The 24,947-nt window shown below is 71.6% G+C and carries 25 protein-coding genes; 12 read left to right on the top strand and 13 right to left on the bottom strand.

Features of this window, described 5'->3' with window-relative positions; all coding sequences use genetic code 11:
- Positions 1 to 32: 32 nt before the first annotated feature.
- From SMD11_RS01420 to SMD11_RS01410, 3 genes are all read left to right on the top strand, one after another.
- On the top strand, positions 33 to 1,085 hold the full coding sequence (locus SMD11_RS01420; RefSeq protein WP_087924649.1) for a sphingomyelin phosphodiesterase: 1,053 nt from the start codon (positions 33 to 35) through the stop codon (positions 1,083 to 1,085).
- Between the two features lie 318 nt (positions 1,086 to 1,403).
- Positions 1,404 to 1,952, top strand: coding sequence for a class I SAM-dependent methyltransferase (locus tag SMD11_RS01415; RefSeq protein WP_159395176.1), 549 nt, complete (start codon positions 1,404 to 1,406; stop codon positions 1,950 to 1,952).
- A 211-nt stretch (positions 1,953 to 2,163) separates the two neighbouring features.
- On the top strand, positions 2,164 to 3,210 hold the full coding sequence (locus tag SMD11_RS01410; protein ID WP_199843777.1) for an alpha/beta hydrolase: 1,047 nt from the start codon (positions 2,164 to 2,166) through the stop codon (positions 3,208 to 3,210).
- A gap of 94 nt (positions 3,211 to 3,304) precedes the next feature.
- Here SMD11_RS01410 and SMD11_RS01405 read toward each other — a convergent pair whose 3' ends face one another.
- The 4 genes from SMD11_RS01405 to SMD11_RS35235 form a co-directional block, all read right to left on the bottom strand.
- Positions 3,305 to 3,817, bottom strand: coding sequence for a putative immunity protein (locus SMD11_RS01405; RefSeq protein WP_234365842.1), 513 nt, complete (start codon positions 3,815 to 3,817; stop codon positions 3,305 to 3,307).
- Positions 3,818 to 3,944: 127 nt separating this feature from the next.
- Positions 3,945 to 4,352 (bottom strand): peptidase inhibitor family I36 protein, encoded by a 408-nt coding sequence (locus tag SMD11_RS01400; RefSeq protein WP_087924646.1) that lies wholly within the window; start codon positions 4,350 to 4,352, stop codon positions 3,945 to 3,947.
- 400 nt (positions 4,353 to 4,752) lie between these two features.
- Positions 4,753 to 5,211, bottom strand: a complete 459-nt coding sequence (locus SMD11_RS35240) for a serine hydrolase (RefSeq protein WP_159395175.1) — start codon at positions 5,209 to 5,211, stop codon at positions 4,753 to 4,755.
- Positions 5,208 to 5,351 (bottom strand): hypothetical protein, encoded by a 144-nt coding sequence (locus SMD11_RS35235; RefSeq protein WP_159395174.1) that lies wholly within the window; start codon positions 5,349 to 5,351, stop codon positions 5,208 to 5,210. The genes SMD11_RS35240 and SMD11_RS35235 overlap by 4 nt, the downstream gene beginning before the upstream one ends.
- A gap of 372 nt (positions 5,352 to 5,723) precedes the next feature.
- On the opposite strand from SMD11_RS35235, the gene SMD11_RS01390 reads away from it, so the two are divergent.
- The 3 genes from SMD11_RS01390 (at position 5,724) to SMD11_RS01375 (ending at position 8,522) form a co-directional block, all read left to right on the top strand.
- A complete protein-coding gene (locus SMD11_RS01390; protein WP_087924644.1) occupies positions 5,724 to 6,347 on the top strand; it encodes a hypothetical protein in 624 nt (207 codons plus the stop codon).
- Between the two features lie 120 nt (positions 6,348 to 6,467).
- On the top strand, positions 6,468 to 6,662 hold the full coding sequence (locus tag SMD11_RS01385; RefSeq protein ID WP_087930223.1) for a hypothetical protein: 195 nt from the start codon (positions 6,468 to 6,470) through the stop codon (positions 6,660 to 6,662).
- A gap of 639 nt (positions 6,663 to 7,301) precedes the next feature.
- Complete coding sequence (locus tag SMD11_RS01375; protein WP_087924642.1) at positions 7,302 to 8,522, top strand: serine hydrolase domain-containing protein; 1,221 nt, start codon at positions 7,302 to 7,304, stop codon at positions 8,520 to 8,522.
- A 154-nt stretch (positions 8,523 to 8,676) separates the two neighbouring features.
- On the opposite strand, the gene SMD11_RS01370 is transcribed toward SMD11_RS01375, so the two are convergent.
- Positions 8,677 to 9,954, bottom strand: a complete 1,278-nt coding sequence (locus SMD11_RS01370; protein WP_087924641.1) for a phosphatase PAP2 family protein — start codon at positions 9,952 to 9,954, stop codon at positions 8,677 to 8,679.
- Between the two features lie 618 nt (positions 9,955 to 10,572).
- Here SMD11_RS01370 and SMD11_RS01360 point away from each other — a divergent pair.
- From SMD11_RS01360 to abc-f, 5 genes are all read left to right on the top strand, one after another.
- Complete coding sequence (locus SMD11_RS01360) at positions 10,573 to 10,893, top strand: hypothetical protein (RefSeq protein WP_087924640.1); 321 nt, start codon at positions 10,573 to 10,575, stop codon at positions 10,891 to 10,893.
- A 63-nt stretch (positions 10,894 to 10,956) separates the two neighbouring features.
- Positions 10,957 to 11,481, top strand: coding sequence for an HAD domain-containing protein (locus SMD11_RS01355; RefSeq protein WP_087924639.1), 525 nt, complete (start codon positions 10,957 to 10,959; stop codon positions 11,479 to 11,481).
- A 130-nt stretch (positions 11,482 to 11,611) separates the two neighbouring features.
- Positions 11,612 to 12,613 carry a helix-turn-helix domain-containing protein gene (locus SMD11_RS01350; RefSeq protein ID WP_087924638.1) on the top strand — a complete coding sequence of 334 codons (1,002 nt, stop codon included), beginning with the start codon at positions 11,612 to 11,614 and terminating at the stop codon, positions 12,611 to 12,613.
- Between the two features lie 215 nt (positions 12,614 to 12,828).
- Complete coding sequence (locus SMD11_RS01345; protein WP_087924637.1) at positions 12,829 to 13,188, top strand: hypothetical protein; 360 nt, start codon at positions 12,829 to 12,831, stop codon at positions 13,186 to 13,188.
- Positions 13,189 to 13,438: 250 nt separating this feature from the next.
- A complete protein-coding gene (abc-f, locus tag SMD11_RS01340) occupies positions 13,439 to 15,088 on the top strand; it encodes a ribosomal protection-like ABC-F family protein (RefSeq protein WP_087924636.1) in 1,650 nt (549 codons plus the stop codon).
- 98 nt (positions 15,089 to 15,186) lie between these two features.
- Here the strand turns inward: abc-f and SMD11_RS01335 are convergent, their stop codons facing one another.
- The 7 genes from SMD11_RS01335 to SMD11_RS01305 form a co-directional block, all read right to left on the bottom strand.
- Positions 15,187 to 16,428 carry a glycosyltransferase gene (locus SMD11_RS01335; RefSeq protein ID WP_087924635.1) on the bottom strand — a complete coding sequence of 414 codons (1,242 nt, stop codon included), beginning with the start codon at positions 16,426 to 16,428 and terminating at the stop codon, positions 15,187 to 15,189.
- Positions 16,429 to 16,451: 23 nt separating this feature from the next.
- Entirely contained in the window at positions 16,452 to 17,417 is a 966-nt protein-coding gene (locus SMD11_RS01330) for an alpha/beta fold hydrolase (RefSeq protein WP_087924634.1), read from the bottom strand.
- Positions 17,414 to 17,656 carry an acyl carrier protein gene (locus tag SMD11_RS01325; protein WP_087924633.1) on the bottom strand — a complete coding sequence of 81 codons (243 nt, stop codon included), beginning with the start codon at positions 17,654 to 17,656 and terminating at the stop codon, positions 17,414 to 17,416. Before SMD11_RS01325 ends, SMD11_RS01330 begins: the two co-directional genes overlap by 4 nt.
- A 117-nt stretch (positions 17,657 to 17,773) precedes the next feature.
- Positions 17,774 to 18,775 carry a 3-oxoacyl-ACP synthase III family protein gene (locus SMD11_RS01320; protein ID WP_087924632.1) on the bottom strand — a complete coding sequence of 334 codons (1,002 nt, stop codon included), beginning with the start codon at positions 18,773 to 18,775 and terminating at the stop codon, positions 17,774 to 17,776.
- A gap of 128 nt (positions 18,776 to 18,903) precedes the next feature.
- Complete coding sequence (locus SMD11_RS01315; protein WP_087924631.1) at positions 18,904 to 19,797, bottom strand: alpha/beta fold hydrolase; 894 nt, start codon at positions 19,795 to 19,797, stop codon at positions 18,904 to 18,906.
- Between the two features lie 162 nt (positions 19,798 to 19,959).
- Positions 19,960 to 20,256 carry an acyl carrier protein gene (locus SMD11_RS01310; RefSeq protein WP_087924630.1) on the bottom strand — a complete coding sequence of 99 codons (297 nt, stop codon included), beginning with the start codon at positions 20,254 to 20,256 and terminating at the stop codon, positions 19,960 to 19,962.
- 22 nt (positions 20,257 to 20,278) lie between these two features.
- The gene (locus tag SMD11_RS01305) at positions 20,279 to 21,280 is read right to left on the bottom strand and encodes a beta-ketoacyl-ACP synthase III (RefSeq protein ID WP_234365841.1); all 1,002 of its coding nucleotides are present in this window, start codon (positions 21,278 to 21,280) and stop codon (positions 20,279 to 20,281) included.
- A 297-nt stretch (positions 21,281 to 21,577) separates the two neighbouring features.
- Here SMD11_RS01305 and SMD11_RS01300 point away from each other — a divergent pair, with 297 nt between their 5' ends.
- Positions 21,578 to 22,789, top strand: coding sequence for a cytochrome P450 (locus tag SMD11_RS01300; protein ID WP_087924628.1), 1,212 nt, complete (start codon positions 21,578 to 21,580; stop codon positions 22,787 to 22,789).
- Positions 22,790 to 22,995: 206 nt separating this feature from the next.
- On the opposite strand, the gene SMD11_RS01295 is transcribed toward SMD11_RS01300, so the two are convergent.
- Entirely contained in the window at positions 22,996 to 24,384 is a 1,389-nt protein-coding gene (locus SMD11_RS01295) for an MFS transporter (protein WP_159395173.1), read from the bottom strand.
- Positions 24,385 to 24,947: the final 563 nt, after the last annotated feature.

Here is a 24,947-nt window from a genome sequence, read left to right as displayed (position 1 = left end):
CCGAGTCTCCACCACCGGAGATCGGAGACCGTGTGACCGCCAAGACCCCCCGCACAGCACTCGCCGCCGCCGGCGCCGCGCTGATCCTGTCACCCCTTCCCACCGGCACGGCCGTGGCCGCCGAGAAGGCACCGGCCATCAGCGTGATGGCCTTCAACGTCGAGCAGCTCCCCTCCATCACGGAGATCGCCCGCACCTGGGGCAGCGACCGCCGCACCGAACGCGCGACCGTGGCCGCCGAGGTCATCCGGCGGGAGAACCCCGACGTCGTCGTGCTGGACGAGGCGTTCAACAAGTACGCCCAGGCCATGCGCACGGACCTCCGGAAGGCCTACCCGCACCAGAGCTCGCTCGTCGGCGAGCACTGCGGCGGGAAGGGCAACTGGACCAGTTACGCGGGCAATTGCAGCAACTCCCCGATCGTCGTCAACGGCGGCGTGACCGTTCTCAGCAAGTACCCCATCCTCGAATCCCACCAGCTCGTCTACAGCGACAGCGACAGAAAGACCAGCGACTACAAGTCCAACAAGGGCGCGGCGCTCGTACGCCTCTCGGTGGACGGCGCCCCCGTCTGGGTCGCGGGCACCCACCTCCAGGCGGACGAGGAGTCGGGCAGCCCCATCGAGAACACCCGCAAGGTCCGCCTCCGGCAACTGCGGGAACTGCGCTCCTGGGCCACGGAGAAGTCCGGCGGCCGCCCCGTGATCGTCGCGGGCGACCTCAACGTCGAGTACCACGCGACCGACCCCCGCGACGGCCGCGCGCCCACCGGAGCGGTCAGCGCCGACGTGGCCGAGGCCGACGGGGCACTCGGCGGGAAGCTCTCTCCGCAGCACATCACCCAGCACACCTACGACATGGTCGGCAACGCCCGCGCCAAGCTCCGCGACGACGCCAAGGGCAGCTACGCCAAGTACCGCAACCGCCTCGACTACATCGGCTACATCAACGGCACCGGCCCCGCCCCCACCTTCACGGACGGGCGCGTCGTGAGCTACGCGGGCCTCCACAAGGGAGGGGACCCGCTGGCCGAGATCCCCTCCGACCACCAGCCCCTCGTCTCCCGCGTGACCGTCGCACGCTGACCCGACGCCTCACCCCGGGGCGTGTGGACGGGCCCCATGGGGCGGCCCGTCCACACGCCCGGAACCTGTCGGGGGAAGCCGAGAGGGGCGTACCCGCGTGCGTTCCGTCATGGTGGGAGGGGTGGCACCGCGTGGCTCCCGCCGGTGCTCCGCCGTTCCCGGGCGCCCGTCGATTCCGCCGCCTCATCGGCGAGGCGGGCCCCCGGGGCCCTCCCCGGCGGCCGGCCGGGTGGTACGCCCACCACGCCCTCGGCGGACGGCTGCGCGCATTCGCCTGATCATCGTTCGCCGGACGGCGGCGCGGGGGAGAGATGCTCCATGCCCAGGACCCCCGCCTTCTGCTACGCCTTCATCAGCCACCGCCTCATCAGGGCCGCCCTGGGAGACAGCCCGTCCCACGACGTCCGCTGGATCACCCCGGCCCCCGGCACGCGCTGCGCCGAGATCGGCAGCGGAGGAGGCTTCTACACCTCCGCCCTCGCCGCCCACCTCGGCCCCGGCAGCCTCCTCGTCGCCCTGGACCCCGCCGCCCACGACCCCCGCGCCCGACGCGGTACGGGACCGGGCGCCACGACCGTCCACGTCGCCGGGGACGGCCTCGCCCTGCCCTTCGCGTCCGCCAGCCTCGACGCCCTGCTGTACAGCTACAGCCTGGAGGAGATGCCCGACCAGCGCGCGGCCCTGGCGGAAGCCGAGCGCGTCCTGCGCCCGGGAGGACAGCTCGTGCTGTTCCTGTGGCGGCCCCTGATGCCCCGTCGCCGCCGCACGTCCGCCCTCACGGCCCTACGGGCCCGGGGCGAAGGACTCGTACCGGTCCGTGCCCACCGCGGGTTCCAGAACCTGCGCCTCGCCTACAGGAAGCGGTGACCGGCCCTGCGGTCATTTCCGGAAGCACAGTGACGGGCACCGGGCACCCGGCACCCTTGGTCTGAGGACCAGTCAGCGGTGCCGTCCGGCGGTGTGGTTGGCTACGCCGTATGGGTCTCAGGCAAGAGTTCTTCGAGTGCGCAAATGTGCGATCGAGTGTTTTCCGCCGGGGTGCCCGGCGGAACCTCGCCGGCCGGGCGGGGGGTGCGTCATGAGCGTCGGCAGCGTCCCGTCGGAGCCCGGTCGCGTCCAGGCGCCGTATGCGGCGCCCCCTTTCGATCCCGAACTGGAGCCCGCGCTCGCGGCCATCAGCAGGGAGTCGCGGGAGTCGCTCACCCCGGACAACCTGGAGGCGCGGCGGGAGCGGGACGCCGCGTCCCGGCCCAGGCCGACGGCCGAGGAACTGCGCGCCGACGGACGTTTCGAGGTGACGGAGCTCCGTGTGCCGGGCCCGCCGGACGGACCGGACGTCACGCTCGTCAGCGCACGCCCGGCCGGGCTCACCGGCCCGCTGCCTCTCCTGTACTACATGCACGGAGGCGCCATGGTCATGGGCAACGCCTGGTCCGTGCTCCCGCGCATCCTTCGCGAGTGGGCCCTCCCGCTGGGGCTGGCTGTCCTCTCGGTCGAGTACCGGCTGGCGCCGGAGACGCGGTACCCGGGACCGCTGGAGGACTGCTACGCCGGACTCGTCTGGGCGGCCGGACACGCGGCCGAGCTGGACATCGACGCGGACCGCGTCATCATCGGAGGCAAGAGCGCCGGAGGCGGGCTCGCCGCGGCCCTCACCCTGCTGAACCGCGACCGCGGCGGCCCCCGGCCGCTGGGGCAACTGCTGCTGTGCCCGATGCTCGACGACCGCGGCGGCACCTTCTCCAGCCACCAGATGTCGGGCCTCGGCATCTGGGACCGCACCTCCGACGTGACCGTATGGAAGGCCCTGCTGGGGGAGCGCTACGGTGCCGCGGACCTGCCGCCCTACGCGGCCCCCGCCCGTGCCACCGACCTCTCCGGCCTTCCTCCGACCTTCATCGACGTCGGGTCGGCCGAGATGTTCCGGGACGAGGACGTGGCCTACGCGAACGCCATCTGGCAGGCCGGCGGCCAGGCCGAACTGCACGTATGGCCGGGCGGCTACCACGGCTTCGACGGCCTGGCCCCGAAGGCCGCCCTCAGCCAGGACGCACGCGAGGCCCGTACCCGCTGGCTCCGGCGCCTCCTCGCACAGTCCGGCGAGGGGAACCGGCACGTCCGATGAGCGGGCGGGGGCCACGGCGTGCCCGCGGCTTCCCGTACGTTCTCGCCTGCCGGGCCCGGCAGGGCATCCGCGGCCCCGCGCGGCACGCTGCCGGTCAGCGGCGGAGGGCCGAGTCGAGCTGGTGACGGAGCACGTCGAACCGGGTGCGGCCAGGGCTGTGCGGCGGCATCTGCCGCATGATCGCGCGGACCGCTTCCGGTGCGTGCTCGATCGCCCACCGGATCTCCTCGTCACCGACGCCGGCGTCGTCGCCCGCCGCGAGTTCGCCGGCGCGCGCCGCGTACATCGCGGGTCCGAGGGCGTGCTTCGCTTGGTGAGGTGTGGCCAGCGGGTGGATGTAAGGGGCGGCCGCCGAGTAGCCCGCGGCGCGGGCGGCTGCCGTCGCGGCCGGATCGCCGACCTCCCGCGCGGCGGCGAGGGCCGCGAGGGCGAGGGAGCGCAGCGGCCCCTTCCGCATCTCCTCGCGCGCGTAGGAGCGTATGCCCTCGACGGCCTCGCGAGGGCGCGTGTCGGAGGGGGCCTTCGCCTCGAACAGCGGCAGCGCCCGCTCGGCGCAGTCGGCGGCCCAGGCCCCGAGGCGGCGGCGGTCTTCTTCGCTTATGGTCACCTTGTCCACTCGCACATACTGCCGGTTCCGGCGCTCCCTGTCGCCGCGGGCCGTCACCGCGGCGGGCTGCCGACCTGAAGTCGGCAGCCCGCTGGAACAAGCCCGCAGCGGGGCCGGCCGGGCGGTGTCAGCGACCTTCGTCAGGCGGTGTGCCACAGCTCCTGCCGCCCGGCCCGTCGAACTGCACCGAGCTGAAGAAGTCCCGGTAGGTGGGGAAGAAATTGCCCTTGCCCGCCGGGCCGGCGGAAGTGACGGCCGTACAGCCGGAGTAGTTCACTTCGGACCAGAGGTGGATGGTCGAAGAGGTCCGGTTCCAGTCGGACTTGGCCCGGTCGTTCATGCCGAGTGGGATGAGGTCCGGCGTGCTCGCCCTCAGCATGACCATGTCGCCGGTGCCGTCGAGTCCCGAGAACATGCAGTAATAGCCGTCAGGGCACCGGTCGTATCCGTCGGCCGCATGGGCCGTGGAGACCGGCAGTACGACGGCGGCCGCGGCCGCCGCGAGCATGAGAAGGGCACGCTTCGTGTTCCTCATCCGCTTGTGCTCCTTGATCCGAATCCCGGGATTTCGCCGCCCGACGAAGAGCACCGCCCGCACCGTCACCGCTGCCCGGTGCCGTTTCGAACAGACGCCGCAGAGGGCGGCCGGACCGGCCGCCCTGGCATCGCGTCCGCCCGGTCGGAGGGGACGGAACGCGGGTCATCCAGGGCTCGGCCTGCTGTGCCTGACGTTACCGGGAATCGGCTGTACGGGGGAGGCTTTGTGAGGCTGGCACTTCTGTTCTGGGCGAAGGGGGACGTGGTCACGGTGGGGACCGTCCTGCCTGGGCGCGACGCTCCGATGCCCAGCCGACACCGACGGGATCGGCGCATCGGCCCAGCCAGGAATCGCCACAGCCGCCGCTCGCCCACCACCTTGCCGGGAAGCCTGGCGGTCAGCCTCGCAGGGCCTCGTAAGCGGCTCGCAGCAGTTTTCGGCCGCGGGGGTCGGTGAGGCCGAGGTGGGTCATCTGGTTCATCACGTAGGAGACGGTCATGCGTGCGTCGAGGTCGTTGACGATCAGTGATCCGCCCCTTCCGCCCCAGTAGCAGGTATGTGGGCTGGGCGTGTCGACCGGTGCGTCGTCGGAGGCCAGGGCGTAGCCGGTTCCGAAGCGTACGGGGATCCCGAGGACGAGGTCGGTGCCGTGGGACTGCTCGTCGAGCGCCGCGCGGCAGGTGGCTTCGGAGAGGAGACGTGCGGAGGGCGTCCTGCCTCCGTCGGCGAGTACGGACTGGACGGCGGCTACGGACCGCGCGTTTCCGTAGCCTGCCGCGGCGGGTATCTCGGCCCGGCGCCAGCGGGTGCTCCAGGTGTCCTGGGCGGTGACGTAGGCGCCGACCGGGATGGTCACGCGCGATTGGCGGCGGGTGCGGGTTCGCCGTCGAGGCGGATCGCCACCGAGGCGCCGACGTCCGCCCCGTCGCGCAGGGAATCGGCGAACGCCTCCCGCACGGCGCCGAACCGGTCGCTGCAACTGCCGTGAATCTCCATGTCGAAGAGGATCTCCGATCGCAGCGCGCCGCGGAGCCCTTCCTGCGCGGCTGTCCGAACACGTGGGCTCGCTGACCGATGCCTTCGGAGTTCCTGAACAGGCCGTCGGCCGAACCAAGGAAGGCCCGGCCCCTTTCGGCCTCCTGTGACACGGCCGGGCCGGCGGCCACCCCCGTCCGGTCACAAGACAGGCGTGACGTCCCCCGGTGTTGTGTCGTTGTCGTGTTTGGGTGCACGAACCCCGTGTGCCGGTGGACCGGGCGTAGTTCCGGGCACCGGCGCACGGGGACTCCCCGGCAGCATGAGACCCGATGGACCTGCGGAGATCCCTGCGGTACGGCTGCGTATGCTCCTGTGGTGACTGAAGTGAACATGAAAAAACCACAGGACGGGACCGTGGACCGGGGGCTGTACCTCATGTTCACGCTCGCCGTGGTGCTGCTCGGCTGGATCATCGCCGCGGCCAATACCGGCCTCGCGTACCTCACCCTCGGCATGGACTGGATACCGATCTCCACCGGCGTGCTCGGGTGCTTCGTCCTCGCGATCGTCCTGCGCTTCCTCCACTGCGCGTGGTGGCTGGCCGCCCTCTCGTTCGTACCGGCGCTGTGCGTGCTCGTGGGCTCGGTCCAGTACGCACCCGAGGCCGCGCTCGACAACAGAGGCGTCCGTGAGAGCGTCCTCATCACCGACGACAGCGCCGAAGCCGGCCGGTCGGACCACCGCTTCACTCTCACCGGCCGCTCGGGCGAGCTCAAGGAGACGCTCAACCACGACGGAGCCTTCCCCGAGTGGAAGGTGGGTGACCGCGTCGAGGTCATCAGCGACCCGAAGGGCGTCGTCCCGCTGGAAGCGGCCTCCGGCGTCGACCCGGACTCGGAGTTCGACCTGCTCGTCATGGGCGTCATCGGATGGACCGGCATCACGCTGCTCGCCGGCCGCCGCGGATTCGTACGGCGCAGTGCGGGCCGGCGCCCTCTGTTCGACCACGACTGAGCCCGGCGGTCGGTCATGCCGTGCGACACCGGGGTCGCACGAACGAGTGACGTACGGCATGTCCGCCAGGCCTCGTGGGAAGCCCTGCGGCGACATGCAGTGCACTTCAAGGGGGCGTTCATGCACCGTATCTCCGCAGTAGCGGCAACTCTCGGGGGCCTCGTGCTCCTCGGTTTCCTCGCCACGCCGGCCAACGCCGTGCCGGACCCGGTGGCAACCGTCACCTGTGTCGTCGAGGACGTCACGGGTCTGGTCGACCCGGCCAGCATCGCGGTCCCGAGCGAGCTTCCCGGCGTTTCCTGCCTGGCTCCTTGATCCGCGCGAGGGCGGGAACGGCCCTCGATGTCCTGGCCCGGGGACGGCGGGCACGCCACCCTGGCCCCGCGGATGCGCTCGGTGTTCGACGAGCAGCAGGCGCGCCCGGCGCTCTGCTCTCCCCTTCACCATGGGGAGGGCAGAGCGCTTGTTCGTTCTCAGCGAGGCAGCCGGTCGGCCGACCGGATCGTGTTCGTGCAAGCCCTGTGCTGCCCGCGGGCAGAGAAGAGCTTGCCGCAGTACGAGACCTTCGCCGAGGAGTGCATGCTCGGCGACGTCCTCGTGGACCGGGACATGCCACCCGGGTACGGCGTGCGTGCCACCGCCGCGAGGAGGATGGTTCGGCCGATGACGTGCTGGTGTGCATCCCCTTGCCGGAGCGGGCCGCTACCGCATATCGATTGAAGGCCCCGGCCGGGTCCTCCACGCGGCCGCCCGGGGGAGGACCGCCCTTTCATACGAATGCCGCAACGCGCCCATCGCGTACCTGCCGGGGAGGGAGAAGGACAGACCGTCGGATGCCCCGCCGACCTGCGCGGAACCGGGCGGGCACCGCCGGACGACTCGTCTCGCGACCCCAGGGGCGCAGACCTACGCTGATGCCGTTGCCTTGGTCCTCGGACGACAGGAGCGCATGCGGTGAAGCCGTCCCTCACCCGGTTGTACCAGGCCTGCGTGGCCGCTGCCGCCGCCGGTGTACTCGTCGCCCCGGCCGTCGCGGGCCCCGCGTACGGGGCCACCGCCCCGGTGCGGCCCGTCCCCGCCGCCTCGTCGGACAGTGACACGGACTTCTCGCGGCTCACCCCGGCCGTCGCGGCGAAACTGGACAAGGCTGTGCGCCGGACCATGCGTGAGGCGAAGGTGCCGGGCGTGATCGTGGGGCTGTGGGCTCCCGGCAAGGGAAGCTACGTGCGGGCCTTCGGCGTGGCCGACAAGGCGACCGGCAGGCCGATGAGGCCTGATCTCAACGTCCGCATCGGCAGCGAGACCAAGACGTTCACGGTCACCGCTCTCCTCCGGCTGGTCGACAGGAGGAAGGTCGGCCTGGACGACGCCATCGGCAAGTACGTCACCGGCGTGCCGAACGGGGACCGCATCACCCTGCGCCAACTGGCGGGCATGCGCAGCGGGCTCTTCAACTACAGCGAGGACGAGGCGTTCGACAAGGCGCTCACCGCTCACCCCGAACGGCCGTTCACGCCGAGGCAATTGCTCGACTACTCCTTCAAACACCCGGTGGGGTTCGCGCCGGGGGCGAAGTTCGAGTACTGCAACACCAACCTGATCCTGCTCGGGCTGGTGGTGGAGAAGGTCACCGGCCGGCCCCTGCACAAGGTCATCGAGCAGGACGTCCTGAGGCCCGCCGGTCTGCGCCGCACGCTCTTCCCCACCGGCGCGGAGTTCCCCGCACCGCGCCCCCACGGCTACACCGGCCAGTCGGCCTCCGGCAAGATCGTGGACGCGACCCACTGGAACCCCTCCTGGGCCTGGGCGGCGGGAGCGATGATCTCCGACCTGCGGGACCTGCGCAGCTGGGCCCACACCCTCGCCACCGGCACCCTGCTGAAGCCCGCGACCCAGGCCGAGCGCCTGAAGACCCTGCCGACGGGCATTCCCCGCGCCGGCTACGGTCTGGGGATCTTCGACGTCAACGGCTGGATCGGCCACAACGGCTCGCTGCCCGGGTACGAGAGCCTGGCCGTCTACCTGCCCCAGGCGCGGGCGACCATGGTCGTCCTCCTCAACACCGACGTCCTGCACAAGGGCCAGGAGCCCAGCACGCTCTTCGGCGAGGCGGTCACCCGCATCGTGAGCCCGGGACATGTGTACCCCGGCCACAAGCTGTCCGAGACCAAGTGACACCCATGGACACCCTCGCGAGCACACGAGGGCGCGGCCCCTCGCGGTGTGTCGGGTTCCACTCAAGCCCCGGGAAAGCGGGCACGCCGTGTCCAGCCGGCTGGACACGGCGTGAGATGCCGCGCGGGGCGCCCATCGCCTGATGCAACGCGATTCACACCAGTTCGGGCTGCGGTTTCGGTTGCCGCACCGCTGCGGCCCCGGGTTCCTGTTCCCACAGTCTGATGGTCCGTATGTAGCCGTAGATCACCGAGATCATCGCCAGGACGAGAAGCGGTCCGAACACCCACGGATATTCGGCCATTTCCATCGGCAGATAGCGATAGGAGACCAGGAACGCGGCGAATACCACCGTGCCGTAGGTGACCAGCTGAATTCCCGACCGGTCCCAGCCGCGGTCGAACGCGCGCAGCGCCGCCTCGATCGTGAGCGTGAACACCACGCCGGCAATGATGTCCGTGCCGTAGTGGTAGCCGAACCCGAGCGTCGCGCCGAGCGTGGCAATCAGCCAGAACGCTCCTGCCCATCGCAGAACTCGCGGGCCCTTGCGGGAATGAATGAATATCGCGGTGGCCCATGCGGTGTGCAGGCTGGGCATGCAGTTGCGAGGAGTGAACTCGTCGAACGGCATCTGGTGCGGGGTGCCGAGCGGCGGCGGCGTGTCCGGCCACAGGTTGGCGACCGCCCAGTGCCCGCCGTCGGCGCCGTAGGCGAAGATCGGTCCGACCACCGGGAAGATCATGTAGATGCCCGGTCCGAGGAGGCCGATCACCAGGAAGGTGCGCACCAGGTGGTGGCCCGGGAAGCGGCGCTCGGTCGCCACGTTGCGCAGCTGGTAGAGCGCGACGGCGACCGCGGCCACCGCGAGCTGGATGTAGACGTAGTCGAGAACGTGCTCGCCGACCGTACCGGTGGCCTCGACGATCCGGCCCGCCAGCCACGAGGGGTCGCCGAGCGCGTGATCGGCGGTCGCCACGTACTGGTCCAGCACCATCGGGCGGGTCTTCGACGTGATGAGCAGCCAGGTGTCGCCGGTCTTACGGCCGGCCACCAGCAGCAGGCCCAGTCCGACGCCCTTCAGCAGCAGGACGCGTTCCTTGCCGGTGCGGCGCGTGACAGCGATGACCGCGCAGCCCAGAATCACCCACAATGCGCCGTTGCCGAACATCATCTTGGCGTCGATCATCCACCGCACCAGGAAGAAGACGATGTCGATGCCGACCGCGACGCCGGCCGCTATGAATCGCTGCCGCCAGGTGAGCACCACCATCATCAATGCCATGCTGGCGTACAGCAGCGGCCCCGATTTGGGGGCGAGTATCACCTCTTTCGCCTGGTTGGTCATGGGCCCCGGAAGGCCGTAGTGGCGCGCGGCGACCTCCAGCATGATGAGGAATCCGAGTGCCACCACGCTCGCCGCGGTCCACAGCATCACCCGTGGCTGACGCCACGCGGCGAATGTAATTCTGGAATTTATTCGCGAAAGCACCCGCGATGCTATAGATATCAAGTGTTTGGCCGATTTGTTAGGTTTTGGTTAAATAAGTCACTCTTCGTGCCGGATAGCATGGTTTTCCGGTGAAGGACGGGCGATGGGGGCGCTCGTCATGAGTTCGGTCATGCTATCGAAGCGGTGCGGGTGGGTTTGGCTGGTCACGGGTGGTACGTGGGTCGGCCGGTCCTGGGCTCGGCGATCCGGTGGCCGAGGCGTGCGGACCAGGTTCACCGGGTCGGGTCCCTTGTGATCCACCAGGCGTCCGGCGAACGGGGTGCAAAGTGTGGCCGCCGCGTCGACCGGGGCCGGCATCCCCGCGGCCTGAGTGCCCAGGCCGTAGGCCGGGCCTGTGGGGGAGAGCGCCAGGCGGGTCCAGCCGGACGAGGAACCGGCGAAGACCGTCACCTGGTAAAGGCGGGAGCGGCGCGGGTCCGGCTCTCACTCGGCGGTAAGCGCACCGCTGTGCGTATATCGCGTTGTGGGCGCCAGGGGTGCGGCCATAAGGTCATCCGTATGTCTATGCGACTTCGTATGCGTCAAGCGCTGCCGGAAGCGATGCGTGCCCGTGACAAGACGGCGGTGCGTGCCCTGCGCGCGACACTCGCCGCGCTGGACAACGCCGAGGCGGTACCCGTTGATGAAGCGGAGCTCCGCGGCGTGGCCCTTGAGCATTCGCCGGCCGGTGTAGGCGTCACCGAGGCGGTGCGGCGCGAGCTGAGCGAGAGCGATGTCGTGGAGGTCGTGCGCGCCGAGGCTGCCGAGCGGCTGGAGGTCGCGGCGCAGTTGACCGCGCCCGCGCATGCTGACCGAGCCGCGGAGCTCCGTGCGGAGGCGGCCGTGCTGCTTCGATTCCTTGACGGTCCCGTGACCGCTTAGCACGCGGTGCGGCCTCGCCTGCGACCGCTTTGGCGCGAGCCCGGAGACAGCTACGGTGTCGTCGTGATCGGTAATACGCTGCCCCTTCTCTTTCTCGATGTCGACGGCCCTCTCATCCCCTTCGGGGCGACGCGACAACAGCTTCCTCACGGTTACCCGACATACCGGTCCGGGCGTGAGACGCAGGCAGCCGACGCGAATCCGCTGATCACCAGGATCGATCCGGCGCACGGGCCCCGGCTGATGGCATTGCCGTGCGAGCTGGTGTGGGCCACGACCTGGATGTCCGACGCGAACGAATGCATCGCACCCTGGCTCGGCCTGCCGGAGCTGCCCGTCGTGATCTGGCCCGAACCGTCCGACGAGGACGAGCGGGGCGGGCTCCACTGGAAGACCCGCGGCATCCTCGACTGGGCGGCCGGACGACCGTTCGCCTGGGTGGACGACGAGATCACCGACGCCGACCGGATCTGGACGGAGGCGCACCACCCGGGGCGGGCCCTCCTGCGCCGCGTCGATCCTCGGCAAGGCATCACGGACGAGGACTTCGCCGCTCTCGACCTCTGGCTGCGACTCCACGCGGGCTAGCCGCATGCCCGTGCCGGTCCAGCAGGCCCTGTGGCGACACATGTGACCGAAGGTTGCTGGACTGCGTACGTCCCCCATGTCACCTTCGAAGCCATTCGAAGCCACAGGAACCGGCTACGGGGGGTTGGGAATGCTGGTGACGGATTTCAGTACAGAGGTCGTGGCGGCGCCGGAGCGGTTCGCGCTGTTCGAGGAAGTCGCGGCAGGGTCGCACCTGCGCAACCGGCTGCGCAGCGACGACCGGGAGGACTTCCGTGCCCGGGTCCGCGTCCTGGACCTGGGGGAGTTACAGGTGTCCGCGCTGTCCTTTCCGCATCTGGAGATCACGCGGACAGCGAAGACGATCCGGCAGTCCGACCCCGAGGTGTACATGGTCAATTACATTTTCGGTGGGGGCGCGGGTTTCGCCCAGGCCGGCAAAGACACGACGTTGCGTGCGGGCGACCTCATGGTGCTGGACAGCAGTCGTCCTTTCGACGCCCATCGCCACGCCGTCCGGGAGAGCTGGTCGCAACTGACCGTGCAGCTGCCTCACACGCTGCTGCCGCTGCCGGAGAAGACGATGCGGGGCCTGCTCGCTGTCCCGATCAGCGGCCGCGGCGGCATGGGCGGGGTGTTCGCCCGCTGGCTGGCCGACCTCGACGCACGTGCCGAGGAGTTCACTCCGGCCGACATCCCCACGCTCGCCTCGGTCACCCTGGACCTCCTGACAGCCGTCGTCGCCCGCTGCCTGGAGGCCGAAGAGGCGCTGAACCCGGAGGCCCGCCGGAGTGCCCTGCGGGCCCGGATCAACGCGTATGTCGAGCAGCGCCTCGGCGATCCGGCCTTGACCCCCCGGACGATCGCGGACGCCCACCACATCTCCCTGCGTCATCTCCAGCAGCTGCTCGCCGAGGACGGCACGTCGCCGGCGGCCTGGATACGTCACCGCCGTCTGGAGCGCTGCCGCCACGACCTGGCCGACCCCCGCCTGAGCGCCCGTCCGGTCCAGGCCGTCGCCGAACGCTGGGGCTTCGTCAACCTCGCGCACTTCAGCCGCCTGTTCCGGGACGCCTACGGGATACCACCGCGGGACTACAGAACCCTGTCGCCCAAGACGTGCGCGAATCGTCAACAGCCCTGCGCGGACTGACAAGGCCAGGCGCTGTCGCTCCCGGCATCCTGAATGCCGGACACCCCGAACAGCCCCGGCCGGCTTTCGCCCGGCCCGCCCAGCCCTCGGCTCGGGTCGGGGCGAGGACCACCGAATGCCCGCTGCCCGCCGCCCGTTCACGGCAGGCGGCTGCTGTTCAGAAGCGTGCCCTCCGGCGGCGGGGGAGGCGCGACTCTCAGGGGGAGGGAACCCACATGCGTATCAGACGCGCACTCGCCACCACCGCGGCGGCCGCCGCACTCGTCGGCGGCCTCGCCGTCGCACCCGCCGGTGCCGACAGCAGCGGCGAGATCAATGCCGCGGTGGTCTGCGACGTGGTGCCCGATTACCACCACTGGGAATCGGTCGTCGTTCGCCACGCGACCGCCCCGTTCCGCGACGGCCCCTACGCCGAGTGCGACGGGACCACCAGGAGTGCCTCGTCCTACCTCGACGCGTACTGCCGGTACCGGAACAGCTACGGCAACATCTGGTACTTCACCTACTACGGCTGGGTGTACGGCACGCACGTCACCCGCCCCAACGGTGAACCCGTTTGGTGCGACATGTCGTGATCTGGTGATGCGGCCTCCACCTCGGCCGGCTCTTGGCCGGCCGAGGCTGCTCGTGCTGGGACCCCGACAGGTCTTGGCCCCCATCTGGAAGCGGGCGGGAAGCCACCGCCCCGAGAAAACGGGTAGAGGCGAGACGAGCCGTCTTGTTATGGTGGGTGCATGCACTTCTTCTACTTTCTCTGAGTCCGGGCACGGCCGATGCCGCCGTTTCTGCTGCCCGTAGACACTTCGCATTCCCAGGGAAAGCCAGATGCGCGAACGCGCCCATACCGCCGTGCCCGCTGCCGTGGCACAGCTGTCCGTCAAGGACGTCACCAAGACCTACGGCACCCGGACCGTCCTCGACCAGGTCTCCTTCACCGTCCGCCCGGGCGAGAAGGCCGCCGTCATCGGCGAGAACGGCTCCGGCAAGTCCACCCTGCTGCGCCTGCTCGCCGCGGCCGAGGCGCCGGACGCCGGGGAGATCATTGTCAGCTTCCCCGGTGGCACCGGCCACCTCACCCAGACCCTCGACCTCGACCCGGACCGCACCGTGCGGGACGCCATCGACCTCGCCCTCACCGAACTGCGCGACATGGAGCGCCGGCTGCGCACGGCCGAGGAACACCTCGGCGAGGCCACGGAGGACGAACTCACCGCGTACGGCGAGCTGCTGATCGCGTACGAGGAACGCGGCGGATACGAGGCGGACGCCCGCGTCGACGCCGCCATGCACGGGCTCGGGCTCGCCGGGATCACCCGCGACCGGGTGCTCGGCTCGCTCTCCGGCGGAGAGCAGTCGCGGCTCGCGCTCGCCTGCGTGCTGGCCGCCGCCCCCGAGCTGCTGCTCCTCGACGAGCCGACCAACCACCTGGACGCGACGGCCGTGCGCTGGCTGGAGGAGCACCTGCGCGCACACCACGGGACCGTCGTCGCGGTCACCCACGACCGCGGCTTCCTGGAGCGCATCGCCACCACGATCCTTGAGGTCGACCGGGACGCGCGCACGGTGCACCGGTACGGCGACGGCTGGACCGGCTACCGCGCCGCGAAGGCCGCCACCCGGCGCCGCGCGGAGCAGGAGTACGCGGAATGGCTCCAGGAGGTGGCCCGTACCGAGGAGCTGCTGGAGGCCGCCGGACGGCGGCTGGCCACCACCGGCGGGGACCCGCGCCAGGGCTTCGGCAAGCACCGCCGCTCGCACGAGGCGAAGCTCGGCGGGCAGGTGCGGGCGGTCCGGGAGCGGCTGGCCCACCTGCGGCGCCACCCGGTGGCGCGACCCGCCGAACCGCTGCGGTTCACCGCGGCGCTGACCGCGGCGGGCGGCGAGGACCCGGCCGCCCACCTCCCGCTCGCCGAGCTCGACGGCATAGCGGTCGGCGAGCGGCTGCGCCTGGTCGGTCCACTGGCGATCGCGCCCGGGCAGCGACTGCTGGTCACGGGCGAGAACGGAGCGGGCAAGACGACCCTGCTGCGCGTCCTCGCGGGCGATCTGGAGCCGGACGCGGGCGTCGTACGCCGCCCCGCGCGGATCGGTTACCTGGCGCAGGAGCTGCCCGCGCGCTCCACGCGGCTCCCGCTGCTCGCCGCCTTCGCGGCCGGGCGGCCCGGGCTGCCGGAGGAGTACGCCGGGGAGCTGCTGGCGCTGGGCCTGTTCCGTGAGGAGGACCTGTACGTCACGGTCGCGGCGCTGTCGGCGGGTCAGCAGCGGCGGTTGCAGATCGCACGCCTGGTGACCGCGCCCGCCGACCTCCTCGTACTCGACGAGCCGACGAACCACGTCGCGCTCGATCTGGTCGAGGACCTGGAGGCGGCACTCGCCGCCTACCCGGGCGCGGTCGTCGCGGTCTCGCACGACCGCGGCTTCCGCGAGCGGTTCCCGGGGGAACGGCTGGAGCTGCGCGGCGGCCGGCGGGGCTGACCCACCGGGCCGGGGCCCGGCCCCGTGGGACCTGCGGGCTTGCTGTCGAGAGCCGCGCGGGGCCTTCGGGGCCGGGCGCCCCACCGCCGTCTTGACGCTCAGCCGCGGTCGCGGCCGAGGCGGTCGACCTCCTGGAGAACGGCCGCGGTTCCGTCCAGACCCGCGACGACTTCCCCCGTCCGGTGGGTGCGTTCCCGGTATCCGGGGTCGGCCAGGAGACGCGCGAGGCCGGCCGTGAGGATGCCGCCGTCGAGGCGGCGCATCGGGGTGACGCCGGGGGTCAGGCCGAGGGCATGGAGACGGGAAGCCCAGAAGGGCTGGTCGAGGCGGACGGGGACGGGCAGAGCGGGGGTCCGGGACCGGAGGCAGGCGTGGGTGGTGCCCGCGCCCGCGTGGTGTACGGCCGCGGCCATGCGCGGCAGGAGCCAGGAGTGAGGGCATTCGCCGATGTTGAGGATGTCGTCGCCGGGCACGTCCAGCTCCGCCCAGCCTCCTTGGACCACGGCGCGGATCCCGAGCCGCTGGACGGCCTGCTCGATGGCCCGGGAGACACGCGCGTTGTCGAGTTCGTTCATGCTGCCGAACCCGAAGTACACCGGTGGGGGACCGGAGCGGAGGAAGTCCGTGAGGCGGTCGTCAGGGCGCCAGTCCGCCGGAAAGGGCGGGTGCCAGGGGCCGACCGCGCGGTGGCCCGGGGGCAGGGGAAGGCCGGGCGGGAGGAGGGCCGGGGCGAAGCCGTAGCGCACGGGGTGGCGGGGTGAGGGCGGGGCGACGGCGTCCGCGAGGCCGGCCTTGACGTCGAGTTCGCGTCGTAGCCGGGCGGCGGCCGTACGGTAGACCGGGCTGAGGATCAGCCTGGTGAGGCCGTCGGTGACGGTGTACCGCCGGCGGGGCGTTCCGCTGATCAGGGCGGGGAGCATCATGGCGTGGGAGACGGTGTAGGCGCCGACGCACGGCACCCGCAGCCCCTTTCCGATGACGGCGGCCAAGGGGTGCATCAGCGGGTGGGCGAGCAGGACGTCGGCTCCTTCCCGTGCCGCGTCCAAAAGGCATCGGGCGCCGACGTCCGCCATATGGGCCGCGTTGGCGATGCGGGCGCGCCACGTTCTGTGCGGCCCGATCGTGGCTTCCTGCGCGTCCAGCGGCATGGCACGGACGGTCAGCCGGTGGCGGCGGAAGACGGGGGCGTAGCGGTTGGAGGTCACGACGGTCACCCGGTGGCCGGCCTCTTCGAGGGCGACGGCGAGTCCGGCGTAGGGGGCGATGTCGCCGGTGGAGCCCCAGGTCGCCAGCAGGACGCGCTGTGGTGCGGCAGATGGTCGCGGCGTGGGCGAGTGCACAGTGGGGTGTCTCCTGCGGGGAGTTACGGACCTGAGCGGGCCGCCGGGGGTGAGCGGAAGTGTTCCGTGGTGCAGTGGGGCAGGGAGTCGAGGGGACTGCCGCGCAGGAAGAGGGTGAGGGCGGCGGCGAAGTCGGCGTCGCGCTCCACGTGCAGCAGGTGGTCGGCGTTCCGCATCACCAGGAAGGTGGAGCCGGAGACGGTCGCGGCGACGGCGCGGTTGTCCTCGACGGTGGTGGCGGTGTCGTGTTCGCCGACGCCGACGAGCGTGGGGACACCGGTGAGGCCGCCCGGGGGGAGCGGGTCGCGGAGGAGCAGGGAGCCGCGGTCGGATACGTAGCGGACCAGGGGGTCTCCGGGAGCGGCGGTGAGCTGGTCGGTCATGACGCGCGCGGCGGCTCTGATGAGCAGGTGGTCCGCGGCGGCCTCGGTGTTGGTGAGGACGTCGACCAGGTCGGCCGCGGTGCGCCGGTGTGTGCCGGGCGGGTCGTCGGCCCGGGGCGCGGCTTCCCGGCGGAGGCCCTCTTCGATGAGTGCGGCGAGCCGGGGGCCGGGCCGGGGAGAGGCGCCGAAGAGCATCAAGTGTGTGACGCGGGCGGGGTGTCGTTGCGCGAGCCGGTAGCCGATGGGGTAGCCGGAGGAGACGGCGAGGACGGCGAAGCGCGGTACGCGGAGTTGGTCGACGGCGCTCAGGGCGGCGTCGGTGAGGTCCTCCCACGTGAGGCTCGTGCGGGCGCGTCCGGGTGAGCGGGCAGGCGGCAGGTCGGGGATCAGGAGGGGGTGACGGGCGGAGAGGCGGCGTTCCAGCCGCGCCCAGGAGTGCCGGGTCTGGAGGCCGCCGCCCAGTACGAGGAGTGGCTCACCCGGCGCCGGGGCGCGGGGGGTGAGGACCCGGCAGGGGTAGTCGGCCGCGGGCCAGGTGATGTGGTGGTCGCGGATGTCGGCCGCGGGCGGGGGCGGTGCGGTGGCGGACCGGGGTGCGCCCGTCATGGGTTGGCCGCCTGGTGCCGTTCGATGAAGGCGGCCAGGTCGGCGATGGTGGAGTTGGCCGAGAGGTCCGTCTCGGTGATCACCAGGCCGTGGTCGTCCTCCAGCACCATGGAGAGGACGGCGATGGCCATGGAGTCCACGCCGGCTTGGGCCAGGGTCGCGGTGGGGGTGACGGAGGCGGCGGGGAGCCCGGCCTTTTGCGTGAGGGTTGCGATGACGATCTTCAGCATGTCGCTCATGGGTTCTCCGTGGACGACCGGCCCGGCCGACCGGTTCGGGTGGCGTGACGGCGGCTTGACGGCTTGCGTAGATGCGACGTTCGCGGGGGAAAAAACCGTAGGCTCCCTCGCGCCGCGTCAGAGGCAGGGAGTGATTCCCGGAGGCCACGTAACGGTGGTCGCCGCCCAGGACAGCCCGCTGCCGAAAGCCACCATCAGGACGCGCAGGCCCTCCTTGACCGTCCCGTCGGCGGCCGCTTGTGCGAGCAGGATCGGCACGGAGGCCGCGGCGGTGTTCCCGACGGTCTCGATGTTGGAGGGCATACGGGCCGAGGGGAACTCCAGAGCGGCCGCCAACGCGCCGGTGATCGCGGCGTTGGCCTGATGCGCGACGAGCACGTCGACGTCCGGCAGGCCCCAGCCGGCCGCCTCGGCGGCCGCGGTCGTGGCCGCCTTCATCCGGCGCACCGCGTTGCGCAGTACTTCGGTGCCCCGCATGCGCAGGAAGAGGTCGGCTCCGCCGGAGTCGGTTCGGGCCGTGCGCTGCCGGGATCCGCCCGCCGGGATCGCGATGGCGTCGGCGAGTGTTCCGTCGCTTCCCCAGACCGTGGGTCCGAGCGTGGGCACGTCGCCGGGCCCGGCCCGGCGCAGCACGACGGCGCCCGCGCCGTCGCCGAAGAGGGGGCCGGTGCCGGGGTCCGCGGGGTCGACCATGGCCGACGTGCTTTCGGAGGCGATCACCAGGACGGAGTCGGCGGCGCCGGTCGCGATCAGTCCCTTGGCCACCTCGCAGGAGTAGAGGAACCCGGAGCAGCCGGCGTTGACGTCGAAGGCGGGAACGCCGGTCAGGCAGAGGCGGCTCGCCACTTCGGGTGCTCCGGCGGGGCAGAGCCGGTCGGGGGTGGTGGTGGCCAGGACGAGGGCGTCCACGCGTTCGGCGCGCGCCGAGGTGAGGGCGCGGGCGCCGGCCCCGGCGGCCATGTGGACGGTGGCGGCGCCGTCGGTGATGCGGTGCCGCCGTGCGATGCCGATACGCCGCCGGACGAAGGCATCCATTTCCGGGCTCATCAGGTCCGCGTTGTCCACGACGGTCGGTGGCAGCCAGCACCCGAGCCCGGCTATGACGGTGTTGCGGGTCATGTCTCTCGCTCGCCCCGTTCTTCATCTGTGCCACTGTTCCGGTGCCGTTCGGTCCCGACCGGGCGTGTGCGGCGGGACGTTCGTGCCGTCGGGTCCGCCGCGGCGGCGAGCCGCGACACGCGTGCCGGTCAGCCGTGTACGGCGGCTGTGCCGACGGCGGCCGCGGGTTCGACCAGGTAGTCGCGGTCCTGGAACGGCCGGCCGGTGAAGAAGCGCATCACGAGGTCGCTCGCCTCGTCGCGGCGCTGCATGAACACCCAGTGGTCGGCCTCGGCGATCGCGGCGAAGGCGCAGTCCTCGATGGTCGCGGCGAACCGCCGTTGCTCCTGCGAGGAGCTGACGGTGTCGTGCTCACCGCAGAAGACGAGGGTGGGAACGCCCCGGAGGCCGCCTTCGGGGTCGAGGTTCTCCAGGACGGACCGTTCCATCGTCTCGAATCCGTGGGCGCTGGCGGTGACCGCGCGCAGGGTCATGCGCTTGACCAACTGGCGTACGACGTCCCGGTTCCTGACCTCGGCCCGGGGGTCGGAGCACAGGAACATCTCCGCCAGTACGTCGACGAAGCCGGAGGCGTCGCCGCTGAGCATCCGCCGGGCGCCGCGCGTCCACAGGTCGATGAGCTTGTCGCTGATGCGGACGGGGACGCCGCCGAGTGCCAGCTTGGCGAACCGCTCCGGACGGCGCTGCGCGCAGCGGAAGGCGATGGCGGAGCCGAAGGAGTACCCGAGGAAGTTGACCCGTTCCAGACCCAGGTCGTCGATGATGATCTCGGTGGCCTCGCACATGGTCTCCATGCTCTGCTCGGGCCGCAGCGGTGTGGACCGGCCGGCGCCGGGCAGGTCCACCGAGATGAGACCGGCGTGGGGCAGGACGTGGCGCTCCATGATGGACCAGCCGTGCATTCCTTGCAGGACGCCCCCGATGACGAGGACGGGGTCGGTGCGCGGGTTCTCCGCGTGGGTCACCTGATAGGAGAAGGACAGTCCGTCCAGGGACAGGGTGCGGGTGAGCGTCTCGGTCACGGCTCTCCGTCAGACGGCAGAAGGGCGGGTGAGGGCCGGGGGCGGGGAACGGTCCGTGCTCAGAGCGCGGGCGCGCGGCCGGTGGACGGCGCCCGCGCGGGGTGCCGCAGGATGTGCCGAGCCGGGGGCGGTGTATGTGCCGGGTCGGTGGGTGTACGGGCGTCAGCCCGGCGCGACCGCTCCGGCGTCCTGCGGCTTCGGCCGCCCACCGCCGCTCTCCAGGGCCGCCGAGACGAGGTCGGCTGTCTGTCGCAGGGTCATCTCGTCGCCGGCCAGCGAGTCGTCCAGCTGGACGCCGTAGTGGTCGGAGAGCGTCACGAACATCTCCACCTGGGCGATGGAGTCCAACTCCAGGCTGCCGAAGGTGCGGTCGCCGGTGAGCTCGTCCGCGGTCAGGCCGAACGCCGATGCCAGGTAGTCGCGGATGTAGGTGAAGGGGTGCTGCACGGCCTCGCTCATGAACGTGGGGTCTCCTTCGGGATCAGGACGCGGGCTTGAGGTCGGGCCAGGTCAATCCGATCGCGCCCCACACGGCCCCGCCGCCGAAGGCGGTCAGCAGCGTCCTGGCGCCGCAGGGGACGGTGCCGGCTTCGACCAGGTCGTGCATGACCAGGGGGATCGAGGCGGAAGAGGTGTTGCCGACGTCGCGGATGTTGGCGAAGCGGCTCGTGGCGGGCACGCCCACCAGGTCGGCGACCTTGTCCAGGATGCGCTGGTTGGCCTGGTGGCCGATGAACGCTCCGACCGAGTCGACGGGCCACTCCAGCCTCGTCAGCAGCAGCCGCGACACCTCGGTCATCCGGCGTACCGCATGGGCGAACATGTCGGGGCCGCGCATCCGCAGACAGCGGTCGGCCAGGGCGGCGGCACCCTCGGGATCCGGGCGGCGCGAGCCGCCCGCGCTCACGACCGCGAGGTCGTGCTGTGCGCCGTCGCTGCCGAGGCACACGGCCTGGACGGCACCGGGCTCGCCGGGCTCACCGCCGCGCAGGACCACGGCGCCGGCACCGTCGGCGAAGACCACGGCCGTTCCCCGGTCGCTGGGGTCGGTGATCGTCGACAGCGTCTCGGCCGCCAGGACGAGCACGCATTCCGCGGACCCGGATCTGATCCAGGCGTCGCCGACCGCCATGCCATAGGTGAATCCGGAGCAGGCCGCCGAGATGTCGAACGCCGGGACCGTTCCCAGCCCCAGTCGCGCGGCCACCCACGGGGCCGTCCCCGGCGAATGGTGATCGGGTGTCGTGGTGGCCAGCACCACGAGATCCACCACCGGGTCGCCCGCGCTGCGCAGCGCCGCCCGGCCCGCTTCCACCGCCAGGTCCCCGGTGCTCGTTCCCGGGTCCACCCAGCGTCTGCGCTCGATGCCCGTCCGCTTGCGGATCCAGTCCTCGGTGGTGTCCAGGCCCGACAGCGGGGGGTCGCCGTTACGGACGACGCGCGGTGGCAGGAAGGACCCGACACCGGCGACAACCGAAGCCAAGCAGGATGCCATCAAGATCCTCAGTGATCGGTCGGCGGCGGCTGCACTTGATTCCTCGAACTCCGCGCGCATGGTCCCCATGGGGCGATCCGCGCACCGGGCGGCACCATATTAATGCCTGCGCATACCCGCCAAAAGAGGAAGAACATTTTCCCGAAAACCCTGCGGCGTCTTATCGTTCAGTCTGTTTTTCGGTTTTTCTTTGCCTCGTGCATTCCGTGTATGAATCACAGGCGAGTCCCCTCGGGGCGATGCCCCGTCCAGCACAGGCCCGGCCCGCACCGCTAGCATCCGCACATGGATGCGAACAGCGGATTCGACCCGTGGTCCTCCCGGTTCGTCGCCGATCCCTATCCGGGGTACGAGCGGCTGCGGGCCTCCGGGCGGGTGCACTGGTTCGAGCCGAGCCGTCAGTGGCTGGTGCCGCACCACGAGGACGTGCGGGCGCTGCTGCGCGACCGGCGGCTGGGCCGGACGTACCTCCACCGGTTCTCCCACGAGGAGTTCGGGCGCACCGCTCCGCCGGCGTCCCACGAGCCGTTCCACGTCCTCAACGGCAACGGCCTGCTGGACCTCGAACCGCCCGACCACACGCGCATCCGGCGCCTGGTGTCGAAGGCGTTCACGCCGCGCACGGTCGAGGACCTGGCGCCGGTCGTGGCGCGGCTGGCCGCCGGGCTGGTGGACGAGCTGCTCGCCGAGGGCGGTGGGGATCTCATCGGCGCGGTCGCCGAGCCCCTGCCGGTGGCCGTCATCGCGGAGATGCTGGGCATCCCCGAGGCCGACAGGAGGCTGCTGCGGCCCTGGTCGGCGGCGATCTGCGGGATGTACGAGCTCAACCCGGACGAGGAGACGGCGCGGCACGCCGTCCGCGCCTCCCTCGACTTCTCGGCCTACCTGCGGGAGCTGATCGCCGACCGCAGGGCCCGCCCCGGCGACGACCTGATCACCGCGCTCGTCCACGCGCACGACGAGGGCGACCGGCTCACCGAGCAGGAAATGGTCTCCACCTGCGTGCTGTTGCTCAACGCCGGCCATGAGGCCACCGTCAACACCACGGGGAACGGCTGGTGGGCGCTGTTCCGCCATCCGGACCAGCTCGCCGCCCTGCGTGCGGACCCCGGCCTCCTGCCGGGCGCGATCGAGGAACTCATGCGGTACGACACCCCGTTGCAGCTCTTCGAACGGTGGGTGCTGGACGACATCGAGATCGCGGGTACGGTCGTCCCGCGCGGCAGCGAGGTGGCCCTCCTCTTCGGCTCGGCCAACCGCGACCCCGCCCGCTTCCCCGACCCGGACCGCCTGGACGTCACCCGGGCGGACAACCCCCACCTCAGCCTGGGCGCGGGCATCCACTACTGCCTGGGCGCGCCGCTCGCCCGCCTCGAACTCGCGGCGTCCTTCGGTGAACTGCTGCGGCGGGCGCCCCGGCTCCGGCTCGTGGCGGAGCCCGAGTGGAAGCCGGGCTTTGTGATCCGGGGGCTGCGGGAGCTGCTCGTCGCGTGCTGACGTGACGGGTTCGGCCCCACGCACCGCCGCCGGCCTCACCGGGACCGCGTGCTGGGCGGAGGTCTCTCGGGTGGCCTCTCCGAGTTGCCCATGCGGTGGTAGCGACCCCGCCCGGCCGGTGGGACGGGCCCCGCCTCCCCATGAGGGTGGAGGCGGGGCCCCGCTCGTTCCGCGGTGTCCGTGGTGGTGCCGGGCGGCGCCTGTGCTCAGGTCGTCGGTGCCTCTGTGGCGCTCGCCGTTCCTCCGGTGTGGTGAACGGCTCGCGTACTCCCCTCCGTTGCGCTTCCGGCGTGTCGGGGGCGCCGGGTGAGTGCGTGGAGGGAAGCGGCCGAGAGGAGGGTGAGGGCGGCTTGGTAGAGGGCGATGGGCCAGAGGTGGTTGCCGGAGAGGGTGGTGAGGGTCTGGGCGGTGGCGGGGGCGGTGCCACCGAAGGTGAGGCTGGCGAGTTGCTGGGCGAGGCTTATGGCGGTGTAGCGGATGCGGGTGGGGAAAGCGTCGTGGAGGAGGGTGGCGATGACGGTGTAGGTGATGGCGCTGGCGGCTTCGAGGGCGGCGATGCCGGCGGTGATCCACCAGATGCTCTGTGTGTGCAGGCAGTAGAGGTTGAAGGGGATCGCCGCGAGGTAGAGGGCCAGGCCCACGGCGCAGATCCGGGCGGGGCCGTAGCGGTGGGCGGCGAGGGCGGTGAGGGGCTGGAGGAGGCAGCGGCCGGCGGCGGAGCAGAGGATGACGGTCAGGACGGTGTGCCGGGGGAAGCCGAGGTGGGCGGTGGCCCAGGACAGGACGAAGGTGCCGGCGAGGTAGGTGCCGGCGATGGGGATCGCGCAGGCCCCGGCGCACAGGGCGAGGGTGCGGCGGTGGTGGCGCCAGGTTTCGGCCAGTGGGGCGGTGGCGGTGCCCTGGGGAGTGGCGGTCAGGTCGCGGTACTGGGGGGATTCGGCGACCCGCAGGCGGATGAGGAGGCCGGTGGCGGTGAAGGCGGCGGCCAGAAGGAAGGGGACGCGCCAGCCCCAGCTGAGGAACTGGTCGTCCGCCAGGCGGGAGAAGGGCAGGAAGACGGCGGTGGACAGGAGCGAGGCGACGGGGGTGCCTTGCTGGATGTAGGCGGTGAAGAGGGTGCGGTGTCCCCGGGGGGCGTGTTCGCCCGCGAGGAGGACGGCGCCTCCCCACTCCCCGCCGACGGCGATGCCCTGGAGGAGGCGTAGCGCGCACAGCAGGGTAGGGGCCGCGACACCCGCGGTGTGGTAACTGGGCAGGAGGCCGATCGCGGTGGTGGTGGTGCCCATCAGGGTCAGGCTGGTGATGAGGCTGCGTTTACGGCCGTAACGGTCGCCGAGGTGGCCGAAGAGGGCCGCGCCCAGGGGGCGGCCGAGGAAGCCGACCCAGAAGGTGGCGAAGGAGGCGAGTATCCCGCCGCCGGGGGTGGTGGAGGGGAAGAACAACTGGGGGAAGACCAGGCTGGACGCGGTGGTGAAGACGAAGAAGTCGTACCACTCGACGGTGGTGCCGAGCATGCCGGAGAGCCCGGCGCGGTGGGCCTGAGTGAGGCGGCCGCGGTCGGTGGCGGCGGGGTCGGGGTGTGTGGTGTCGGGCATGGTTCTCCAGTAGGAATCATCGGGCAGGGACATACATACGGGTCGGGACGCGAGGACAGGTCGCGGGGCGGGGAGCGGTTGCCGGTGTGCGCGCTGGTGGGGGCGGCGGCTCCGCTGCCCCGGGCCTGCCCGCCCGGGTCCGGCTGCCGTTCCCGATCCTGTGGCACGGCCGCCGCCCGGAACGGGGCTGTGCCCGCTCCTGCCGCCGCTGTTGACGGCTGTTCGCCCGCCGCCCTGGCCGGCGGCGGGGCTGTCCCGGCCGTCTCACGGTGCCGACTGCCGACCGCTGCCTGTCCGTGTGCGCTGTTGCCCTACGAGCCGGTGACGCCGCATCAGCCCGGCAGGGCCGTACGTACGGCCGCCGATGTCAGCCCCCGCCCGTGGCGTGCGCCGTCATCACCTGTCAGGGCTTCGGGTCCCGGCCGGTCGCACTCCTCGCTTCCGCCGGCTCCCTGCCTGCCGCCGGGCCCGGCCCGTTCGTGCCGGTGGCCGGGTGGTGGTGCCCGTGTGCTGTTCCTCCTGGGCTGTCGCAGGGGGTCGCGTGGAGCATGCTGGCCCGTCAT

Origin of the sequence: Streptomyces albireticuli (genome assembly GCF_002192455.1) — a bacterium.
GTDB classification, from domain to species: Bacteria; Actinomycetota; Actinomycetes; order Streptomycetales; family Streptomycetaceae; genus Streptomyces; species Streptomyces albireticuli_B.
The sequence above is the reverse complement of the archived record's forward strand: the minus strand, read 5'-3'. Positions and strand labels throughout refer to the sequence as shown.

Bases quoted from the DNA above. Each gene is read 5' to 3' on its own strand.
- SMD11_RS01415 (WP_159395176.1), top strand. From the start codon at position 1,404: ATGCCCAGGACCCCCGCCTTCTGCTACGCCTTCATCAGCCACCGCCTC.
- SMD11_RS01410 (WP_199843777.1), top strand. From the start codon at position 2,164: ATGAGCGTCGGCAGCGTCCCGTCGGAGCCCGGTCGCGTCCAGGCGCCG.
- SMD11_RS01400 (WP_087924646.1), bottom strand. From the start codon at position 4,352: ATGAGGAACACGAAGCGTGCCCTTCTCATGCTCGCGGCGGCCGCGGCC.
- SMD11_RS35235 (WP_159395174.1), bottom strand. From the start codon at position 5,351: ATGGAGATTCACGGCAGTTGCAGCGACCGGTTCGGCGCCGTGCGGGAG.
- SMD11_RS01390 (WP_087924644.1), top strand. From the start codon at position 5,724: ATGAAAAAACCACAGGACGGGACCGTGGACCGGGGGCTGTACCTCATG.
- SMD11_RS01385 (WP_087930223.1), top strand. From the start codon at position 6,468: ATGCACCGTATCTCCGCAGTAGCGGCAACTCTCGGGGGCCTCGTGCTC.
- SMD11_RS01370 (WP_087924641.1), bottom strand. From the start codon at position 9,954: ATGCTGTGGACCGCGGCGAGCGTGGTGGCACTCGGATTCCTCATCATG.
- SMD11_RS01360 (WP_087924640.1), top strand. From the start codon at position 10,573: ATGCGTGCCCGTGACAAGACGGCGGTGCGTGCCCTGCGCGCGACACTC.
- SMD11_RS01350 (WP_087924638.1), top strand. From the start codon at position 11,612: ATGCTGGTGACGGATTTCAGTACAGAGGTCGTGGCGGCGCCGGAGCGG.
- SMD11_RS01345 (WP_087924637.1), top strand. From the start codon at position 12,829: ATGCGTATCAGACGCGCACTCGCCACCACCGCGGCGGCCGCCGCACTC.
- abc-f (WP_087924636.1), top strand. From the start codon at position 13,439: ATGCGCGAACGCGCCCATACCGCCGTGCCCGCTGCCGTGGCACAGCTG.
- SMD11_RS01330 (WP_087924634.1), bottom strand. From the start codon at position 17,417: ATGACGGGCGCACCCCGGTCCGCCACCGCACCGCCCCCGCCCGCGGCC.
- SMD11_RS01325 (WP_087924633.1), bottom strand. From the start codon at position 17,656: ATGAGCGACATGCTGAAGATCGTCATCGCAACCCTCACGCAAAAGGCC.
- SMD11_RS01320 (WP_087924632.1), bottom strand. From the start codon at position 18,775: ATGACCCGCAACACCGTCATAGCCGGGCTCGGGTGCTGGCTGCCACCG.
- SMD11_RS01310 (WP_087924630.1), bottom strand. From the start codon at position 20,256: ATGAGCGAGGCCGTGCAGCACCCCTTCACCTACATCCGCGACTACCTG.
- SMD11_RS01300 (WP_087924628.1), top strand. From the start codon at position 21,578: ATGGATGCGAACAGCGGATTCGACCCGTGGTCCTCCCGGTTCGTCGCC.
- SMD11_RS01295 (WP_159395173.1), bottom strand. From the start codon at position 24,384: ATGCCCGACACCACACACCCCGACCCCGCCGCCACCGACCGCGGCCGC.